Raw genomic sequence first — 21,367 nt, forward strand, 5'->3', positions numbered from 1 at the left:
CTAATCAGACAGTACTAGTAGATCGGAGTGCCTTTGAGTCTGAATCAGGGGTCTATTCGGACAGCATTAATAAAAACGAAAGCCTTTGAGTCTGAATCAGGGAACTATTCGGACAGTATTGGTAAAGACGAAAGCCTTCGAGTCTGAAACAGGGATCTTTTCGGACAGGATTGGTAAAGATGAAAGCCTTTGAGTCTGAATCAGGGAACTATTCGGACAGTATTGGTAAATAGAAGTGTCTTTGAGTCTGAATCAGGGATCGATTCGGACAGCATTGGTAAATACGAGTGCACTTTGACAATAGTGGATATGTTCAATTTCAAATCTTTTCTGATATCTTTCTAATCCCGAAGGAGTTATAATTATCTAATAGTTTAAAAATAACTAAATATTTAAATAGGTTATTGGGGGATAATTAAATGAACTTAGCAGCTGGGGCAGGAATTTTTCAAATTGAAGAAGCAACGATTGCACAGATTCAGGAAGCTTTGAAAACAAAGCAGCTTACTTCAGTTGAACTGGTACAAATGTATTTAGATAGAATAGAAGCATATGATAAGAACGGTCCGAAGATTAATTCGGTATTAACGATAAATCCTGATGCATTACAAGTAGCAGCGCAAATGGATGAGGCACGCGGAAAAGGAGAAGAAGGCCCATTATTTGGGATTCCGGTTCTCTTAAAAGATAATATTGAAACAAAAGATAATATGCCAACAACAGCTGGGACGATTGCATTGAAAGATAACTATGCCAGTGAGGATGCATGGGTCGCTAAAAAACTTCGCGAAGCTGGCGCCATTATTTTAGGAAAGGTAAACATGAGTGAATGGGCGTACTTTATGGCAGATGGTGCTCCAAGCGGATACAGCGGTCTTGGCGGACAGGTTTTATGCCCTTATGGACCGGAGACATTCGAAGCGGGAACGGTTGGAGGTTCAAGTTCTGGTTCAGGTGCTAGTATTGCCTCTAACTTCGCAGCAGTGGCCATTGGAAGTGAAACTTCAGGATCTATTCTTAGCCCTGCTAGTGCTAACTCTATTGTTGGAATCAAGCCGACAGTCGGATTAATCAGCCGCACAGGCATCATTCCACTTGCGGAGAGCCAGGACACAGCTGGTCCTATGGCAAGAACGGTTTCTGATGCAGCCATTACACTGGGAGTATTAACAGGCATGGATTCAACAGACCCAATTACAGCAGAAAGCGAAGGAAAGGCCCTTGCTGATTACACAAGCCATCTGAAGCTGGACGGTTTAAATGGTGCACGTATAGGTGTGGATTATAACTTTTTCTATGGAACTGATGAAGAAAAAGCGGAACTAAAACAAATCATGCAGGAACAAATCGAAGTAATGAAATCACTGGGGGCAACTGTTGAAGAGGTAGCTATACCAAAACAGGAATTAACAGCTGATGTTTTATTTTATGAATTTAAGCATAGTGTAAATGAATACCTGAAAAAGACTCCGGAAACTGTAACAGTTAAAACGCTTGAAGATGTGATTAAATTTAATGAAGAAGATCCGGACGTTAGAATGAAATTCGGACAGGCTTTATTAGTAGAGTCACAGAATAAGAGTGAAAGCCTTGATGATCCAAAATACCATGAGCAGCGTGCAAATGATATTAAATATTCCAGGGAGCTTGGTATTGATCAGGTAATGGCGGAAAATAATCTGGACGCCCTTTTGTTCCTTAATAATTTTGGAGCTGCTTTACCGGCTAAAGCAGGTTATCCTTCCATCACGGTTCCTGCAGGCTATACCAATTCCGGAATGCCTGTTGGAGTTACCTTCTCTGCGAAGGCATATAGCGAACCAAAACTAATCGAACTCGCTTATTCCTATGAGCAGCATACAAAAAAACGAGTAGCACCAACCTTCAGGTAACTTTTTGAAAAATGAATCCCTAGGGGACAAACGAGACAATCGTCTCTATTTGTCTCCTTTTTTTGCTAAACAGAATTTATATTCATAAATCCTGAACGCACGACGGACAGGATAAGGAAGGCTTCGTCAGCAATATCATCGCACGAAGGAAAAGCACTAGCTTTTCCGAGGATGTCCTAGTCAGGCGAAAGGCACACGATGTGCCGTTTTGAGCGTGATAAGTAAAACTAGGGCATCCGCCAAAGGGACTTGGCGAATGCCAAGTTTTACTAATAAAGAATACGAAAATTTTAGTGGACTTTTTTTATGATAGTAGAGGGGGAGAGGTTAATTTGAAGAAATACGCTGTGAATCTTTCAACTGTTTTTACAGATGTCCCTTTTTTGGAACGTTTTAGGAATGCAAGTGAATGTGGCTTTTCCTTCGTTGAATGTCAGTTTCCTTATTCATATTCACTAGAGGAAATTCAGCACGAGCTTGAACAGAATGAATTATCAATGGTGCTGTTGAATTTGCCTCCTGGAAATTGGGAAAAGGGAGACCGCGGGATTGCAGCAGACCCTAATAGAGTAGAAGAATTTAGAGAATCAGTTATGGAAGGCATCAAGTATGCTACAGCACTGAGTGTTTCAAAGATTCACTGTATGGCGGGTATCGTGGATAGTGAGGCAGCAAGAAAGGTTTTTATAGATAATCTTCGCTATGCCGGGTCGGAAATGGCCAAGCATGGACTGACAATCTTAATAGAGCCTATTAACCAATTTGATATGCCGGGTTATTTTTTAAGTGATCTTTACCAGGCGGTGGAGATTTTGGAGACAGTGGGTTTGCCAAATGTTAAGCTTCAATTTGATTTTTACCATATTGAAAGAATCCATGGGAATTCTCTTTCACTTTATAAACAATTCGCTGAGCAAGTTGATCATGTTCAAATTGCTGACGTTCCAGGTCGCCATGAGCCGGGTACTGGGGAAATGGATTATCGAGAGATCATTGACTATTTGAATCATACATACAAGGGGCTTATTGGACTTGAATATACGCCAAGCGGAAACAGCAAAGAAAGTTTCGAATGGCTATCGGGGAGGGTTTAAAATGAATATCGGATTCATTGGTATAGGTGTCATGGGGTCTAGAATGGTAAAAAGGCTTCTGGATCATGGATATCAAGTACATATCTATAACCGCAGCAGGGAGAAAGCAAAGGCACTGGAAGAACAAGGAGCAAAATGGTCCGAAACCATTTCAACGCTTGCTTCGGTCAGTGATATCATTTGCACCTGCTTATCTATGCCGGAGGATGTTTTGAATGTTTATCTGGGGGACTCGGGAATTATTGCAAATGCTTGTCCTGATACCATTTGTATCGACCTTACATCCGTAGGAGCTGATACAAGCAAAACGATCTTTGGGCAAGCCATCGAAAAAGGGATCTCTTACCTCGATTCTCCAGTTAGCGGTGGGCCTGAAGGAGCAGAGATGGGGACCTTGACCATTATGGTTGGCGGTGAGAAGCTGGCTTTTGAAAGGGTTTTGCCAGTTCTTCATGTTCTCGGAAAAACCATAGAATATCTCGGAGCGTCCGGATCTGGAAGTATTGCCAAGCTTATTAATCAATACCTTGTTGCCGTCCATTCGCTCGCCGCATCAGAAGCAATGGTTACGGGTGCTGCATACGGCCTCGATTCCGAACAGCTTTATAATATTTTAAAAGTAAGCTATGGAAACAGCCGAATTTTAGAGAGGCATATGGAGCAATATGTTTTTGATCGTCAATTTCAGCCTGGCGGGGCTGTGAAATATGTCCACAAAGATGTGCGATTGGCAAATCAGCTTTTACAAGAGGCCGGTATCAAACAATTCACAGGGCAAATGGCCGAAGAGGCATTTCGAAATGCTTCTGAGCAGGGTCTATCAAATTTAGATATGTCGGCAGTCATCCAGCCACTCGAAGAACAATGCGGTGTGGTGGTAAAGAAAAAATAATCATTTAAAGGATGAAATCAAATGGATTTCATCCTTTTTTCTCATACTAAGTAATAATTCTTTAAAAAAATGATTCAATTTTCATAAATAATATTTTATTCTGAATATTATTTGAATTTTGTTTTTAATCATGTTTTAATAAATGTAAGCGATTTAACTTATCAGATATGTGATGTCTGAAAGGAAGGGGGGCAGATGTGTGCAGGTAAAAAAAATCATAACGAAGAAGGTGTCGGATTCAGTTGTTGAGCAGATTGAAGAAATGATTCAGTCCGGTACATTTCAGGCTGGAGAAAAGCTTCCTTCTGTCAGAGAACTTTGCGAGATGTTCGGTGTGGGACGATCTGCTGTCCGCGATGCGATTACAACCTTAAAAGGTAAAGGAGCGGTGGATGTAAAGCAGGGAGAAGGAACCTATATTCTTGGATTTGATTCAACCAAGTTATTCAGCAATCATCTATTGCTGCCCCGGCCTCAGGATATCAGTGAACTTTTTCAAGTCAGAAAGATTTTGGAGGCTGGAATTGCAGAAATGGCCGCTATCCATCGGACTGAGGCTGATCTGCAATATATGGAGAAAATTTTTTCTAACCAATCCATCAAGAGCTGGGAATCAGACTATCACTTACATACAGCAATTACTAAAGCAGCCGGTAATGAGATTATTATCCAGCTAATGCAATTTATTTCGACAACTATGAAGAATGCCATGATTGATTTTCATCATTATATTGAGAAACATCCAGCTATTGCCCAATTGATAGAAATGCAGCATATCGGAATCTATGAAGCTATTAAGGTAGGAATACCGGAGAAAGCGAAACAAATGATGATTGAACACTTGAATTTTGTTGAAAAAGAGCTGCTGAAAAGTCATGTGTTTCAACAGTAAGGATATTTTTTTAAGAAAAAGCAGAAACGGTGTTGCGTAATAAGAAACAGTAGGAGGTGCTGGTATTGATAACCGCAGAACTTTTAACAGAGGTAAGAGCCCTTATTCCTGGAGGCCGAGTGGTTGAAGGGGAGAGTGACCAGTTGTTGGGTAATAACGGGGTGGTCCTAGTTTACCCTCAAACGGAGGAAGAGATTTCAGCGATTCTTAAATACGCCAACGAAAATGGTAAAAAGGTTTTTGTTGAGGGGAACGGAACGAAAAGAGGATTTGGAGGTTTGAGCGAGTCCGCGGATATTTTGCTTTCCCTTGCTGACTATAAGGGCATTGTGGAACATGTGGTCGGCGACATGACGTTAACCGTCAAAGCTGGAACTAATTTCAAGGAATTGCAGGATTATCTGGCGGAGCATAAACAAAAGATTTCCCTTGATCCTTTCCATCCGGAGGAGGCTACGATCGGCGGAATTGTTTCAGCCAATGACAGCGGGCCAAAGCGGCTCGGCTATGGTTCATCCCGTGACGTAGTTATCGGGTTAAGAATTGTTTATCCTGATGGTAAAGTGGTTCGTTCCGGCGGGAGAGTCGTAAAAAATGTGGCCGGCTATGATATGAACAAATTATTTATAGGCTCCATGGGGACACTGGGTGTTTTTTCTGAAGTAACTGTAAAGCTTCGTCCGCTCCCAAAGTCCGAGAGTCTCATTTTATTATTTTTCCCGCAAGGAAATATGGAGGAAATCAAGGCGTTTGCACAAAAGCTTCTTGATTCGACGATGGAACCAGTCACTCTTGAACTGTTAAGTCCTGCATTGTCAGAGAGGCTGACTGGTCAGAGCTGTTATGCCTTAGCCATTGGACTTGAGGATGTTGAAACATCTGTACAATATCAAGAGAATTTTATCAAAAGCATTCAACCGGAGCACTCGGACATGAAAATTTTCACTCTAACTGACGCTCAAGCCTTTTGGAACGAATTTTACTCTCTTCATTCCTTAGAAAGCGACAGCCTTGAAACTTTCGCTTCTTTAAAAATCGGTGTTGTAAACATGGATGTAACCCAAGTCCTTAAGGAAAGTCAGTTGTTAGGTGGTTCTCATCATTTAGAAGTTCAGGCTCATGGCGGATTAGGTCACGGCTTATGCCAGGTCAATCTTAAGGGCTCAAAGGAGGATGTCGTTTCAGCCATCCAACAAATGAGAGAAACGGCTGCAGGTCTTGGCGGGTATGCTGTTATCAAACATTTGCCATTTGCATTGAGACAGGAAGTAGACACCTGGGGTCCCAAGCCGGCACATTTCTTCCTATTAGAAGGAATCAAATCAAAGGTGGATCCAAACAGAGTTCTTAACCCTAAACGATTCGTGGGAGGGATTTAAAATGAGTGTAACAGAAATCGATTTGAAGAGAGATCCGGCTTGTACCACTGGTTTAAGTAATTATCTTGCTAAGGATCACCCGGATGAAAATAAATGGGCAGATTGTGTCCATTGCGGTATGTGTCTGGAATCCTGCCCAACATACGAGATTACGGGTCAGGAGCAGCATTCTCCACGTGGGCGCGTTCATCTAATTAAATCGGTGGCAGAAGGAAAACTCAATGTAAACGAGTTTTTTATGGATCCTGTTTTTGCCTGCCTAGACTGCCGTGCCTGTACAACCGCCTGTCCGGCGGATGTGGAAGTCGGCGGCCTTATCGAAGAAGCTCGCGGCCAGGTTCGCCAGGCCATGCCGTTAACTGGATTGAAAGGAGCAGTAAGCAAAATGTTCCTGCAGGGGCTGTTCCCTCATCATAATCGTCTGAATTCATTAGGAGGACTGCTGCGTTTCTATCAAAAGAGCGGCATGCAGAAGGTAGTCCGGAAAACGAAGCTGATTAATATCATGCCTCAGCATTTAGTGGACATGGAAGCGATCATGCCTGAAGTGAAAGAAACGGTTCGTAAAAAATACAAAAATACAGACGTCATTAAAGCGAAGGGCCAGACAAAGAACGAGGTTGCGATGTTAACTGGCTGTGTCATGGATGTGATGTTTAGTGATATTAATCAAGCAACAATTAATGTATTAACCCGAAATGGTAATGACGTAACGATTCCAAAAAACCAAACCTGCTGTGGAGCGCTTCATGTACATGCAGGGGACCGCGACACAGGAAGAAAGCTGGCAAAACAAAATATTGAAGCCTTCAAGGATTCTGAAAAGGTTATTGTAAACGCCGCCGGCTGCGGCTGTGCGCTCAAGGAATATCCTGAACTGTTCCGTGACGAACCGGAGTGGTATGAAAAAGCAGAAGAGTTTTCTGCTAAAATAGAGGACATTTCAAAGTACCTTTATGATACCGGCTATGAAAAGCCAAAAGCTGAATTGAATACTCGAATCACTTACCATGACGCATGCCACCTGGCACACGGACAGGGAATACGGCAGGAGCCACGTGAGCTCTTACTTAATATTCCTGGAGTGGAAATGGTGCATATGCCAAACTCCGACCGCTGTTGTGGAAGTGCAGGAATATACAATATTACGAATCCTGAAATGGCATCCGCTGTACTGGAAAGCAAGATGCAAAACGTCCCTGAAGATGTCGAAATGATTTCAATGGGCAACCCAGGCTGTATGCTCCAGATGGCAATGGGCGTACAAAAGCATGGAAGAAACCAAAAAATCGTGCATACCGTTCAGCTGCTGGATTGGGCTTATCAAAAAGAGGATGGCAAGGAGGTGCTGTAATGGCGGTTAGGGGAATCAAATCAAAGGATCGGCATATTCTTAATCTTGCAAATATCGTAGGGGATGCCCGTTCCATTATTTATCATAAGGAAGATTTAGTTGCCTATGATTGTGACGGCTTCACTTTGCATAAGCATTTACCAAAAGCGGTCGTTTTCCCGAATAATACAGAAGACGTTGCTGCATTAGTTAAATATTGCTCTGACAATCAACTGCCGTTCCTGGCTCGAGGTGCTGGTACTGGGCTAAGCGGGGGGGCTATCCCCTTGAACGGAGAATTTATCATCAGCATGGTGCGAATGAAGAAGCTGTTAAGTGTGGATTTTGAGAATAGGCGTGCAGTAGTGCAGCCTGGTTTTGTTAATCTTAAGCTGACGAACTCCATTGCGGATAAGGGTTACTATTATGCTCCCGATCCATCCAGCCAGTACTGCTGTACAATCGGCGGAAATGTTGCAGAAAATGCCGGTGGCGCCCACTGTCTCAAATACGGAGTAACAACCAACCATATTCTTGGACTTGAGGTCGTTCTTCCAAACGGTGAAATTGTGGAAGTTGGAGCTAACGGTATTCCTGATGTACCAGGATACGATTTACTAGGCTTGTTAACAGGTTCTGAAGGGACGCTTGGGATTGTAACGAAGATTACGGTGCGTATTCTGAAGAACCCGGAAGCGAAAAAAACGGTGCTCGCTTATTTTGATAGAGTAGAAGATGGAAGCCAGGCGGTTTCGGATATCATTTCAGCAGGGATCGTTCCTGCTGCACTGGAAATGATGGATAAGATTGCGATTGAAGGGGTAGAAGCGGCCGCATTTCCAGTTGGACACCCAAAGGATATTGAAGCCTTCCTGCTAATTGAAGTAGATGGTATTGAAGCTGGACTGGATGAACAAATCAACAATATCATGGAAGTCTGTAAAAAAAGAAATGTCCGTGAGGTTAGGGCTGCTAAAACGGAGGAAGAAAGAGCGAGATGGTGGGCGAACCGGAAAACCGGCTTCGGCGCAATGGGTGCCATTTCTCCGGATTATTTAGTACAGGATGGGGTTATTCCCCGGAGCAGGCTGCCAGAGGTTCTTAACAACATTAATAATATTAGCCAGGAATATGGACTACGGATCGCCAATATTTTTCATGCCGGGGATGGGAACCTTCACCCATTAGTTCTATTTGATGCCAGAATTCCCGGACAAAGGGAAGCAGCCCTGGAAGCTGGAAGCGCCTGTCTGCAAGCCTGTGCAGATGTCGGCGGTACCATCACCGGAGAGCATGGCGTGGGTATTGAGAAAAGGGAAGAAATGCGATTCGTATTTACTGATGATGAAATTATCGCTCAAACGGATATCCGAGAAGTCTTCAATCCTTATAATCTCTTAAACGCAGGAAAACTCTTCCCTACACCGGGTCGCTGTGTGGAGATTAAGAGAGAACTAAAACAAAAGGAGACTGCGATTTTATAAAGTTTTCCAGCCGGAGTAATTCGCGGAATCGCTATCGGGGTTTGGCGGAAAAGTTATCGAGTTTGGCGGAATAGTTATCGGATTTGGCGGAAAAGTTTTCGAGTTTGGCGGAAAAGTTATCGGTTTCGCGGAATAGATATCGAGTTTGGCGGAATCGTTATCGGCTTTGGCGGAAAAGTTATCAGGTTTGGCGGAAAAGTTATCGGTTTCGGCGGAATAGTTACGTAGTTTGGCGGAAAAATCTACGAATCACGCGGAATAATTTAAATTTCAGCGGCAAAACAAGGAAATTTCACGGGGAAATAGGGGATGAGTTTCAATAGCTTCGTAATTCATCTCCTATCAACCTCATAAAAAAAATAAGCTATCAAAATAATTGAAAAACTTCGTATAAACGTGCTATTATTTTTTTAACGAAATAAGAAACAGTGTTGCGTAATAACAAACGACTTCCAAGGAGGAAATGTATTATGGAAAACTATGTGAAAAAAGGGAACCTTCAGGTGGCCCAGGAACTCTATGATTTTATCAATTCAGAAGCCCTGCCAGGAAGCCAGGTGGATCCTGAAGAGTTTTGGTCCGGTTTTGAAGCATTAATTGAGGATTTAACCCCTGCAAACAAAGGATTGTTAGCGACACGTGATGAGTTTCAAAATAAACTTAACAACTGGTATCAGGAGAATAGTGGAAGCTTTGACTTTGATACATATAAGTCATTTTTAACTGAGATTGGCTATCTTGAACCGGAAGTAGAAGATTTTGAGATTGGTACTGAAAATGTCGACGATGAAATCGCCATCCAGGCAGGACCGCAATTAGTTGTTCCAGTAAATAATGCCCGTTATGCGATTAACGCAGCAAATGCCCGTTGGGGAAGCCTGTATGATGCACTATACGGCACAGATGCAATCAGTGAAGAAGATGGTGCCCATAGTGAAGGGAAGTATAATCCGGTCCGCGGTGCAAAGGTTATTGAGTTTGCGAGAAATTTCCTTGACCAGGCAGTCCCATTAAAAGATGCCTCTCATAAGGACGCAGTTCGCTACACTGTTAAGGATGGCAAACTGAATGTGGCTCTCAATAATGGCACAAGCACAGGATTAAAAGACGAAGAGAAGTTCGTCGGTTATCAGGGAGACCAGGAAGCTCCATCAGCCATCCTGCTAAAAAATAACGGACTTCATTTTGAAATCCAAATTGACCGTAATCATTCGATTGGCAGCACAGATGAAGCTGGGGTTAAGGATGTTCTTCTGGAATCGGCTGTTACAACGATTATGGACTGTGAGGACTCTGTAGCGGCGGTAGATGCTGAAGACAAAGTGCTTGTTTATCGAAATTGGTTAGGACTTATGAAAGGTGATTTATCATCCTCTTTCATAAAAGGCGACAGACAGATGACACGAAAGCTTAATCCTGATCGCAGTTACGTAGCACCAGAGGGAGGAGAAGTTACTTTAAATGGCCGTTCCCTTTTGTTTGTCCGTAATGTAGGTCATTTGATGACGAATAGCGCCATTTTGGATCAAAACGGTGATGAAATTCAGGAAGGAATTTTGGATGCTGTTGTCACAAGCCTTGTTGCAAAACATACGCTTCTTGGAAATGGCCCATTCCAGAATACTTCTAAAGGATCTGTCTATATCGTTAAACCAAAAATGCATGGTTCAGAAGAGGTAGCTTTTGCCAACCAGCTTTTTGACCTAGTGGAAGATTTGCTTGGACTTGAACGACATACACTTAAAATTGGTGTAATGGATGAGGAACGCCGAACCACTTTGAACCTGAAGGCATCCATTAAGCAAGTTAAAGACCGCATTGTTTTCATTAATACCGGGTTCCTGGACCGAACAGGAGACGAAATTCATACATCCATGGAAGCAGGTCCAATGATTCGCAAAAACGATATGAAATCGTCCAGCTGGCTTCAGGGCTATGAAAAATCAAACGTTGTTGCCGGACTTTCAGCTGGCTTCCAGAATCGTGCTCAAATCGGTAAAGGAATGTGGGCAATGCCTGATTTGATGGCAGATATGCTGAAGCAAAAAGTCGGTCATGTAAAAACCGGAGCAACAACAGCGTGGGTACCGTCTCCAACAGCTGCTACTCTTCATGCTTTACACTACCATCAAGTAGACGTAAGAGAAGTACAAAATGAAATGCTTAATCATACAGCAGATTTTAAAGATGATATTTTACACTTCCCAGTTGCAGAAAACACTAACTGGAGTCCAGAGGAAATCCAGGAGGAGCTCGACAACAATTGCCAGACTCTTTTAGGTTATGTTGTCCGCTGGGTTGATCAGGGAGTCGGCTGCTCAAAAGTTTTAGATATTAATAATGTTGGATTAATGGAAGACCGCGCAACATTGCGTATTTCCAGCCAGCACTTGGCAAACTGGCTGCACCATGGAATTACCACGAAAGAGCAGGTTCTTGATACCTTGCATCGCATGGCTAAAGTCGTTGATGAGCAAAATGCCGGAGATGTTTTTTATAAAAACATGGCTCCGAACTTCGATGATTCGGTAGCATTCCAGGCCGCTTGTGACTTGATTTTTGAAGGATACAATCAGCCAAATGGATACACTGAGCCCATTCTTCACCGCAGACGTATTGAAGCAAAAGCGAAATTTGCTGTAAAACAATAATGTTAAACAGGGGCATTTTATTCGAAAAAAATGCCCTTGTTTTCTAAAAATAGCTGGAATAAATGGTCAGTAAAGAAAATGAATGGAGGCGTTGAGGCTATGCCAAACCTGCGGGAGAAGTCATTGGAACTTCATAAGCAGTCTCAAGGGAAAATTAATATTAGTGTCAAAGTTCCGATGGAAAGTGCAGAAGATTTAAGCTTGGCCTATTCACCTGGGGTAGCAGAGCCTTGTAAAGAAATTTACTTAAGCCCAGAAAAAGTCTATGACTATACTATTAAAGGTAATCTTGTAGCAGTTGTGTCAGATGGATCCGCTGTTTTAGGACTTGGAAATATCGGACCGAGCGCGGCAATGCCTGTAATGGAAGGAAAAGCAGCATTGTTTAAGGCCTTTGCTGATATTGATGCTTTCCCCATTTGCTTGAACACAAATGATCCCGATCAAATTATCCAGGCGGTGAAATTACTGGAGCCGACATTTGGCGGAATTAATCTGGAGGACATTTCAGCTCCAAACTGTTTCATTATTGAAGAAACACTAAGAAAAGAAATGGATATCCCGGTTTTCCATGATGATCAGCACGGGACAGCCATCGTAACTGCTGCAGGGCTTATAAACGCTTTAAAGGTTGTTGGAAAACGACTTGAAAACATTAAGGTAGTAGTTAATGGAGCTGGTGCTGCTGGAATTGCCATTACCAAACTGCTTTTGAATATGGGTGTTAACAACATCATTTTGTGTGATACAAAGGGTGCCATCTATAAGGGGCGCCAGGCAGGAATGAACTCCATGAAAAACGCTATCGCTGAGGTAACGAACAGAGAGAATCTTCAAGGTTCGTTAGAGGAAGTAATGAAAGGAACGGATGTGTTCATCGGTGTGTCCGTTGCCGGAGCAGTGACGCAAGAGATGGTACAGTCCATGAATCAGGATTCCATTATTTTCGCCATGGCAAACCCAGTACCGGAAATCATGCCGGAGGACGCAATTGCTGCCGGAGCAGCAGTGGTAGGGACAGGCCGTTCGGATTTGCCGAACCAAGTTAATAATGTACTCGCCTTTCCTGGTATTTTTAAAGGGGCATTGATGGTCCGAGCTACTAAAATAAATGAAGAAATGAAGCTGGCTGCCGTATACGCTATTGCCGATCTTATCGATCCTAATGAACTCTCAAATGAGTATGTCATTCCTTACGCGCTTGATGTAAGAGTGGCGAAAGCAGTAACAGCAGCGGTCGCTGAAGCTGCAATTAAAACGGGAGTTGCCCGAAAGAATATTCCACACAAAAATATGGTCTGAAAAGGAGCATGACAATGAAATTCACAAGGTTTACACAAGGTTCTTCCATTTATAGTGGTGTCATTACAGATGGTTCTATCAGGGAAATTGAGGGAGATATTTTTGGAGATTGGCAGTTCACAGGCAAAACCTTTTCTTCTGATGAGGTAAAGTTTCTTGCTCCTTTAGAGCCAAATCAAATTATTGGAATTGGTGCAAACTATGTTACGAAACTGGAGGACCGGCCTTCTGAGCTTCCAGAAATTCCTGTTTTCTTCTTTAAACCAACATCATCCGTTATTGGCCCTGATGAAGAAATTGTCATTCCTGACGGGATTGAGAAGGTTAAATTCGAATCTGAATTAGCGATTATTATTGGAAAAGAAGCTAAAAATGTTCCTGAGTCAGAAGTTCTTGATTATGTGTTTGGATATACAGTTGGAAATGACGTAACTGCGCCACAATTTTTCCATCAAGACGGCCATTGGACAGTTGGTAAATCTTTTGATACCTTCACACCACTAGGACCTGTTATTGAAACCGAACTGGATCCTTTTTCCGTAAGCGTTGAGGCAAGACTGAATGAAGTGGAAAAACAAAATAGTGCAACAGAATTAATGATCATTCCAATTCGAAGAATGGTTTCCTATTTAACATATGTGATGACGCTGAAGCCGGGCGATGTCATTCTGACGGGGAGTCCGGTAGGAGCTGAGTTCGTAGGTGCCGGTGATTTGATTGAATGTGAAATTAAAGAGATTGGAACTTTGCGCAATTCTTTTGTAAATCAAAAAGAGCATTCAAGTACCTATTAATTCGTTACAATGCCCGGTAAAAGAATTATGCTATAATTTAAACTATTATTGTCAGCAATTATGAGGTGAACAATTTTGGAAAGAGAGAATATGGTTAAGTCTGTAAGCCGGGCATTGGATATTATTACTCTGGTTAGTATGAAAAAGGGCGGCTTGGGTGTTACTGAGATTGCCAAACAAATAGATATTAATAAAAGTTCTGTTTACCGAATCCTTTCAACACTTGTCCAGTATGGGTATGTTGAGCAGGATGAGGATACCGGCCGGTATAAGCTTGGTTATAAATTCCTTGAAATAAGTTCGAAGCTTCTTGACTCCATTGATTTAAGAGCAGAGGCCAAGCCTTTTCTGAAACAGCTGGAAAATGAGACGAATGAAGTGATCCATCTGGTTGTTTATGATCAGGGTGAAGTCGTTTATATTGAAAAATTAGAAGGCAATGAAACGCTGAGGATGCATTCTAAGGTAGGCAAAAGGGCTCCTATGCACTGTACCTCCGTTGGAAAAGCAATTCTCGCGCATCTTCCTTCCAGCATTGTACTCGATATCCTTGAGCGCAAAGGCATGGGCATGCACACTGATAAAACCATCACGAATAAAGAGGACTTTATGAAGGAATTGGCAGTTGTGAAGAGGAGTGGCTATGCATTAGATCTTGAAGAAAATGAATATGGTATTACATGCATAGCCGTTCCTATTTTTGACCATCTAGGAAAAGTGATTGCTGCAGCAAGTATCTCCGGACCAACAATGCGTATGACGGAAGACCGATTAAAACAACTTCAAGCCAGAATGCTGCACATTGGTAAACAAATTTCGGCACGGCTTGGTTTTGAAAGCAGAATCAGTTGAAAAAAGAAGAAAAACATTTGGCTGGTATAGAAGGTATATTGGCCAAATGTTTTTTTAGCTAATCAGAATTTATATCCCTAAATTCTGAACGCATAAGTAAAACTGAAGCATCCGCCAAAGGGACGTGGCGAATGCCAAGTTTTTCTAAAAATAATGCGATTTGAATATTCTAAAAATTATTGAAATTCTGATATAGTTATGTATAATTAAAAAAGATAAGTGTTTGTTATATAACAAATAAAAGTATTGTTCTATAACAATGTTTTGTCTTTCGCAACAAATTAAAAACAGTGTTTCTTATTACCAAACAGAAAGGAGAGTATGTTTCTAAATTTATTTTTAAGGCAGTTTCCCTACATATTAATCAGTCACCATAGTGCTTACGTTGTCTGTTCCATCATTAATATTGGTAACATTACATTTCGTATTATGGAGGATTAACTATGACATTCACACAAAATTTTTCAACGGTTGGAGATAGTCTGGCTTTATCAGCTTTGGTAGCAGTTATACCGATTCTCTATTTTTTCTGGGCTTTAGCTATTAAAAGGATGCAGGGGTACGTGGCGGGATTAACCACATTGCTGCTTGCACTGATATTGGCAGTGGTGGCATTCAAGATGCCTGCAGGGATGGCGGTAATGTCTGCCGTACAAGGCGGAGTATATGGAGTCCTGCCAATAGGCTGGATCATCATTGCATCCGTTTTCCTTTATAAGTTAACAGTAAAGACTGGGCAATTTGATATTATTCGTAATTCTGTTGTTTCACTTACAGAGGACAGACGTCTTCAGGCACTTTTGGTAGCGTTTTCTTTTGGCGCCTTCCTTGAGGGGGCAGCTGGTTTTGGTGCTCCCGTTGCCATTTCGGCTGCACTTCTTGTAGGTCTTGGGTTTAATCCGCTATACGCTGCAGGACTTTGTTTAATTGCCAACACTGCACCGGTTGCATTTGGAGCCATCGGTACTCCAATTATTGCGGTTGAAGGCCCTACAGGGGTTTCCGCAATTGAAATTTCCAAAATGGTTGGCCGTCAATTGCCATTTTTATCATTATTTCTTCCGTTTTTCCTAGTTGTCATTATGGCTGGATTCAAGAAAGCAGTGGAAGTCCTTCCGGCAATTTTAATTACTGGTATCTCTTTCGCCGTAACCCAGTACCTCAGCTCTAACTTCCTTGGACCAGAACTTCCTGATATTTTATCCGCGTTAGTTTCATTATTTGCTTTGGCAGTCTTTTTGAAATTCTGGAAGCCGAAAAACATCTTCCACTTTTCAGCAGAAGCAGAAATTGCTGCTACTATTGCTACAGCACCAGGTAACACGCCAGTAAAGCTCGTTGGCAGCCAAGTTTTTAAAGCCTGGTCACCTTTCCTGATCTTAACTGGATTTATCACCATTTGGGGAATTCCGGCAATCAAACTTGCACTCGCTGGACATTATCTGGGGACAAACGGTATTTTAAAAGCAGTCAATTCCATAGGAGCTTTGTTTACTTATATTCCTGAAGTACCTCTATTAAATAATAAGGTCATTAGCTCAGCGGGTACTCCAATTGCTGCCGTGTTTAAACTTGAATTACTTGGCGCTGCCGGTACATCCGTTCTTTTGGCAGCTATCGTTACAAAGTTTATTTTTAAAATTTCATGGAAAGAATGGGTTGCAACCTTTGGCGAAACGCTTAATGAGCTGAAATTCCCAATCATTACAATCGCGTCCGTTGTTGGGTTCGCTTATGTAATCAACGCGTCCGGAATGAGTACAACTCTTGGTATGTCCTTGGCAAAAACAGGCTCGATGTTCGCCTTCTTCTCTCCGTTCCTTGGATGGCTCGGCGTGTTTATCACAGGTTCCGATACTTCTTCAAACCTGTTATTTGGAAACATGCAGAAGATTACGGCCGATTCCCTTGGTATGAACCATGTATTGGCGATTGCTGCAAACTCATCCGGAGGGGTTACCGGAAAAATGATTTCTCCACAATCCATTGCGGTTGCGTGTGCGGCGGTAGGATTGGCAGGTAAGGAAGCAGACCTGTTCCGATTCACATTTAAGTACAGCCTCATCCTGGTAGTATTAATTGGTATTTTGACATATGTGCAGAATACAAGCCTCTTAAACTGGATGATTCCATAATTGGGCAAAGCGGCCTTCCCTTTGGGGAAGGCTTTTTGTATGGTGAAAACGGTAGTGGCATCAAATGATAGAAATAGAAAGTCAAAGTGTGCAAAGTTGGCAACTGTGGCGGAATTGGCTTTTAGAGGTAGTGTTTATTCTTTTAATTATAATAGGTGCTTAATGGATTCACGGGGATTTGATATAAGAAGGTTGTCTTTTATTTTGGCTCTTTTCTAAAAGATTGTTGCTATTGAATAAGGTTTTTTTAATATAATTATAAATGGTATAATTCTCCAAAAACAAGGTGATTTTTATGGTGAATATTGGTGATATTATTTTTCAGTTATTTGCACTTTTAATTCCTATCGCAATCATTGTAGCTATTGTAATTTTTGTTCGTTCTTCAAAGAAGAGAAAGGAACAATTAGATAGAATTGAAGAAAAGTTAGATAGAGCATCAGGACAATCGCCAAAAAATAGATTAATAAGCTCGGAAAGGGAATCTAGTAACATCACTTTTGCAAGTTTTTTCGAATCAATGTGATGTTAAGGAGGGGGAGTAGCATCCGAATGTCTTCTAGTTAAAAAACTTCGTATAAAAAGCCGGATTCGAACTGAATCCGGCTCCTCTTATTTAATGATATCGTTTTGTACACCATCCAGATGCTGTTTTGCGAAGGTAATCATATTGCCGTATAGGTTCAAGATCGTTTGCCCATAATCATTTCCAGGAACGGCCCATTTTCCGTTTAAGTCGGCCCAGGTTGGAGCAGTGCCTCTGGCAACTAGATTAAAGCGCGGGTCAACGAGCGGGTATTTATCAGGCAACGGTTGGGTTGAAGCATAGGCAAACAGGTGCTGAATTTGAGCCAGGACTCCTTCTTCCGGCGTTTTAAAGCTGGCGCCGGAATTACCTCCTCCTGTTGCCCCGATTCCGGCATAGTTGTTTTGCTCAGGATGCACATCTCCGGTAAAGCGGAAATAGTTAGTTTCTAACAAAGCCTGGGCAAAAGCTATATCACCTCTGATACCATAATACGCCCCTAACGAAGAATAGTAGCTTCCGAGTTCAGGGGCATTAGGATTCACTGACTTTGCAAAAAGGTTCATTTGCTCCGGTGACAAATAGGTTGGCCCCACGATTGAATCTCCAGTCGGTTCTGAACGAAGGGTGATTTGGCCCGGACTTGGAGAAGCTGCAGGGTTTGGTGCTGATCTATGTGCAGGAGCAGTGCTCGAGTCAGAACTTTGTGACACGATAAAAGCGTCTTTAATTCCCGCGGTTTCGACTTCCCGTTCACGGGCTTCAGCATTTGCCCTGGTTGAAAAAGCCCCCGCCTGAACACGATACCAAGTCTCGCCGGAAATAATCGCCGTCACAACAATTGCTTCAATTCCCTTTGAATGGAGGAATGCTACACGTTTTTTTGCAGATTCTCTTACTTTAAATGACCCGGCGATTACTTTGTACATAATACTAGAATTCACTGCTAAAGTTGACGGAGTTGTGAAAGGAGTTGTTGTTCTAGTTGATTTTGGTTTAAGATTAAAAGCTTTAGCAATCCCATTGGCATGTCCTTGGGCAACACTTTGCCTCCAGGAAGCTTGTTTCATTAGGCTGGCATCGTGTGGGTTGTTAATGAAGCCATTTTCGGAAAGCATTGCCGGCATGTTAGATTCGCGCAGCACATGGAAATTGGCCTTTTTCTTCCCCCGAATAGTTAACTGATTGAGCTTGATGATTTCTGCATGGATAATGTCCCGGTACTTTGCGGTTGTTGTTGTATCTGATAAGTTAGAGTGGATATAATCCTCATATCCCTGAGCAGAGCTGCTTTCTGCTGAATTGATATGAATGGCTAAATAATAATCAGCGCCCCAGGAATTCGCTTCATTTGTCCTTTGGCTTAGGCTTTTTGTAATGTCGCTTGTACGGCTCATCCTTATATCAATATTTTCATAAGTATTTAAAAGGAGAGTACGTATTCTTTGTGAAATATCCAGCGTGATATCTTTTTCATTTAAACCATTGCCTTGAGCGCCTGGGTCGGCGCCCCCATGACCTGGATCTAAATATAGTTTCATAGAATCGCCTCACTTTTTTAATGGTTGTACCATATATTATAGGGGAAATCAGGAAATTGTTCGGGTGCCAGCCTAGAATTCTCGCCGATTTAGGATAGACTCTTCTATAAAAAGCTAATTTGAAAAGGCTATTGTAAAGGAAGCTCGATATAGGTTAGTATACTTATGGTCCCATTGTATATTTAATCTTCTCGAGAGGAGTCCGGCGTTGATTGAGTCATTTCTGTTAAACTTCCTATTCCTGCTTTTTCCGGTGCTGATTTTTTTAATATTCTTTGAAAATAGGCCTAATACATATAGCAAATCCGTTATTATATTTCTTTCATCCATATCCATGATTCTTTGTATGGGTTTTCCCATCAAATTAGCATTTGGGCCAATCTTTGATTTAAGATACATTCCTTTTTTACTAATATCACTTTTTTGGGGATATAGATATGCCTTCCCACTTTATATAGTGTTAAATGTGTGTCGTTTTTTGATTGGAGGACCATATTTTCTTCATTCACTCATATTTTCGACCGTCATATTCATTTTAGTACCTTTATTAAATAAAGTGTTTATGAAACAGAGTCCAAAGAAGCAGATTTTCATTTCGGCTATCGTTACTTTATTTACAATGGTTCTTTATCTTTCAAGTGTTACTTTGATAATACCAGTTTTGGATAAAGGATTTTGGCTTTTAGCATTTTATGCATTAACTACCTATACAGCAGTTATGGTTATTAATATGGTATTAATAGAGAAAATTATTGATAATGTAAAAAACAGAGAGTGTCGAATGCATTCGGAAAGATTAAATGTAATTAGCGATTTATCCGCGAGTGTTTCTCATGAGATTCGAAACCCGCTTACGGTTACAAAAGGATTTCTTCAGCTTTTAAAGGATTCACAAAACATTACAGGTGATGAAAAAAGATATGTTGAGATTTCATTATCTGAATTAAAACGGGCTGAGCAAATTGTTACTGATTTTCTTGCTTTTTCTAAGCCACAATCGGAAAACATGGTTTTCTCCAATTTAAAAGAAGAGATAGATTATGTAACGAATGTTATGATTCCCTATGCCAACATGCATCAGGTAGATGTAGAAGTGAATTTTAATAACACTTTAAAAATTAAGTACGATAAAAATCAGGCAAAGCAGTGTTTAATTAATTTATTTAAGAACGCTATTGAGGCGATGAAAGAAATGGGCGGTGTTCTTTCTATTGATATTTCAGAGCAGGAGAATCAAATTGTCGTTAAAATAACCGATACAGGCATTGGGATGACGAAAGAAGAGGTTTTACGATTAGGGAGACCTTACTATTCTACGAAAAAAGAAGGAACCGGTCTTGGAATGCTGATGGTATATAGTACGGTTGATAAGGTTAATGGCAGAATTGAAATAGAGAGTGAGAAGGGGAAAGGCACTACTTTTCTTATTACGATTCCAAGTCTGCCGTTTTAAAAAGGTTTCGGACAGTGGGGGATGCTGTCCGTTTTTTGTTACTATCATTTAATTGTGTTTTTACATCTCCCATTTCCTTTTTTAAAAGACTGCGAAGAACATAGCCAAAATTAAAAGCCACTTACAATTTTAGGACTTTATTTGTGTTTTTCTCCACGTACTTTCATCCGTTTCAATGCTTCTTCTTAATAGCAGTTTCGTGTATTCTTTTTTCAAAAACAAAACGGACAGCTGAATAGACTGCTGCCCGTTTTCCAATTATCTTTTCTTTTTCCCGCAGAATGTTCCTTTATCCCAAAATCCTTTTTCTGAGCAGCCGATACATGTGAATCCGGCAGATATACATCGGTCCTGGCCGAGTGATTCACAGGAGTTAAAGGCGGTTGGACCTTTACAGCCCAATTTAAACAAACAATATCCTTTTCTGGCACCCTCGTCGTCATAAGACTCGGCAAAAAGCTTTTGGTCAAAGAATGGTTTTCGGTGGCAGGTCATATGGACGGTAGTTTGATAGAACAGTTTTGGACGGAGCTTTTTATCCAGTTCCGGCAATTTTCCATGAAAGTGTACGTGGAGCAGGGTGCCGATCATCACTTCAGGAATAGGCGGGCAGCCGGGAACTAACGCGACAGGAATTTCCTCTGGAATAAGCTCTCGAATATCTACGGAATGGGTCGGATTAATACCAGCTGCTGCAATACCTCCCCAGGCGGAACAGCTGCCAAAAGCAATAACGGCTTTTGCATTTTTTGCTGCATGGATAATTTCTTCCCGGACCGATTTCCCAGCAATCATTAAGAATTCATCACTGCCTGGAATTCCACCTTCTACCGCAAGAACATATTGCCCTTTATATTCTTCAAAAATGCTTTCCTTATGTTCTTCCACCTGATAACCGCTGGCTGCGGATAATAATTCACTGTATTCAAGAGAAATAAAATTCAGCAGTGTATCAAGGGATGATGGCTCGAAAGAACGGGTAAAAGCTTCTTTGCATCCGGTACAATCAAGCGCACTTATCCAAACCACAGGCAAACGTTTATCTGTAAGAGTTAACATTTCTTCTGTTACATGAATGGCTTCTAACCAGTTATATTGGACCATGGTCAAGATCTCCCCTTATATATGCTCAAATATTTCACATAGT

The 21,367-nt window shown here is 41.5% G+C and carries 16 protein-coding genes; 14 read left to right on the plus strand and 2 right to left on the minus strand.

Translation table 11 applies throughout. From position 1 onward, the window contains the following. Nucleotides 1-419: 419 nt before the first annotated feature. From AC3WR0_RS07975 to AC3WR0_RS08035, 13 genes are all read left to right on the plus strand, one after another. Entirely contained in the window at nt 420-1,892 is a 1,473-nt protein-coding gene (locus AC3WR0_RS07975; protein WP_492551804.1) for an amidase family protein, read from the plus strand. Between the two features lie 332 nt (nt 1,893-2,224). Continuing rightward, nucleotides 2,225-2,986 carry a hydroxypyruvate isomerase family protein gene (locus AC3WR0_RS07980; RefSeq protein WP_492551805.1) on the plus strand — a complete coding sequence of 254 codons (762 nt, stop codon included), beginning with the start codon at nt 2,225-2,227 and terminating at the stop codon, nt 2,984-2,986. Nucleotide 2,987: 1 nt separating this feature from the next. After that, entirely contained in the window at nt 2,988-3,878 is an 891-nt protein-coding gene (locus AC3WR0_RS07985) for an NAD(P)-dependent oxidoreductase (protein WP_492551806.1), read from the plus strand. A 199-nt stretch (nt 3,879-4,077) separates the two neighbouring features. Further along, complete coding sequence (locus AC3WR0_RS07990; RefSeq protein WP_492551807.1) at nt 4,078-4,770, plus strand: FadR/GntR family transcriptional regulator; 693 nt, start codon at nt 4,078-4,080, stop codon at nt 4,768-4,770. Nucleotides 4,771-4,835: 65 nt separating this feature from the next. Further along, nucleotides 4,836-6,149 (plus strand): FAD-binding oxidoreductase, encoded by a 1,314-nt coding sequence (locus AC3WR0_RS07995; protein ID WP_492551808.1) that lies wholly within the window; start codon nt 4,836-4,838, stop codon nt 6,147-6,149. 1 nt (nt 6,150) lies between these two features. Then, nucleotides 6,151-7,503 carry a (Fe-S)-binding protein gene (locus tag AC3WR0_RS08000; protein ID WP_027322614.1) on the plus strand — a complete coding sequence of 451 codons (1,353 nt, stop codon included), beginning with the start codon at nt 6,151-6,153 and terminating at the stop codon, nt 7,501-7,503. Continuing rightward, nucleotides 7,503-8,966, plus strand: coding sequence for an FAD-linked oxidase C-terminal domain-containing protein (locus AC3WR0_RS08005; protein ID WP_492551809.1), 1,464 nt, complete (start codon nt 7,503-7,505; stop codon nt 8,964-8,966). Before AC3WR0_RS08000 ends, AC3WR0_RS08005 begins: the two co-directional genes overlap by 1 nt. Before the next feature lie 470 nt (nt 8,967-9,436). Further along, nucleotides 9,437-11,617: a malate synthase G gene (locus AC3WR0_RS08010; protein ID WP_492551810.1), complete on the plus strand. Its 2,181-nt coding sequence runs from the start codon at nt 9,437-9,439 to the stop codon at nt 11,615-11,617. A gap of 99 nt (nt 11,618-11,716) precedes the next feature. Then, nucleotides 11,717-12,919: an NADP-dependent malic enzyme gene (ystJ, locus tag AC3WR0_RS08015; protein WP_492551811.1), complete on the plus strand. Its 1,203-nt coding sequence runs from the start codon at nt 11,717-11,719 to the stop codon at nt 12,917-12,919. A gap of 14 nt (nt 12,920-12,933) precedes the next feature. Further along, on the plus strand, nt 12,934-13,713 hold the full coding sequence (locus tag AC3WR0_RS08020; RefSeq protein WP_492551812.1) for a fumarylacetoacetate hydrolase family protein: 780 nt from the start codon (nt 12,934-12,936) through the stop codon (nt 13,711-13,713). A 75-nt stretch (nt 13,714-13,788) separates the two neighbouring features. After that, nucleotides 13,789-14,565, plus strand: a complete 777-nt coding sequence (locus AC3WR0_RS08025; protein ID WP_492551813.1) for an IclR family transcriptional regulator — start codon at nt 13,789-13,791, stop codon at nt 14,563-14,565. 443 nt (nt 14,566-15,008) lie between these two features. Then, complete coding sequence (locus AC3WR0_RS08030) at nt 15,009-16,700, plus strand: L-lactate permease (protein ID WP_492551814.1); 1,692 nt, start codon at nt 15,009-15,011, stop codon at nt 16,698-16,700. A gap of 295 nt (nt 16,701-16,995) precedes the next feature. Next, nucleotides 16,996-17,226, plus strand: coding sequence for a DUF4083 family protein (locus AC3WR0_RS08035; protein ID WP_492551815.1), 231 nt, complete (start codon nt 16,996-16,998; stop codon nt 17,224-17,226). An 86-nt stretch (nt 17,227-17,312) separates the two neighbouring features. Here the strand turns inward: AC3WR0_RS08035 and AC3WR0_RS08040 are convergent, their stop codons facing one another. Next, nucleotides 17,313-18,767, minus strand: coding sequence for an N-acetylmuramoyl-L-alanine amidase (locus AC3WR0_RS08040; RefSeq protein ID WP_492551816.1), 1,455 nt, complete (start codon nt 18,765-18,767; stop codon nt 17,313-17,315). Between the two features lie 253 nt (nt 18,768-19,020). Here AC3WR0_RS08040 and AC3WR0_RS08045 point away from each other — a divergent pair, with 253 nt between their 5' ends. Further along, nucleotides 19,021-20,220 carry an ATP-binding protein gene (locus tag AC3WR0_RS08045; protein WP_492551839.1) on the plus strand — a complete coding sequence of 400 codons (1,200 nt, stop codon included), beginning with the start codon at nt 19,021-19,023 and terminating at the stop codon, nt 20,218-20,220. Between the two features lie 258 nt (nt 20,221-20,478). Here AC3WR0_RS08045 and AC3WR0_RS08050 read toward each other — a convergent pair whose 3' ends face one another. Further along, nucleotides 20,479-21,324: a hydrogenase small subunit gene (locus tag AC3WR0_RS08050; RefSeq protein WP_492551817.1), complete on the minus strand. Its 846-nt coding sequence runs from the start codon at nt 21,322-21,324 to the stop codon at nt 20,479-20,481. Nucleotides 21,325-21,367 lie beyond the last annotated feature (43 nt).

It is taken from the genome of Neobacillus sp. FW104-15D2 (genome assembly GCF_058790155.1).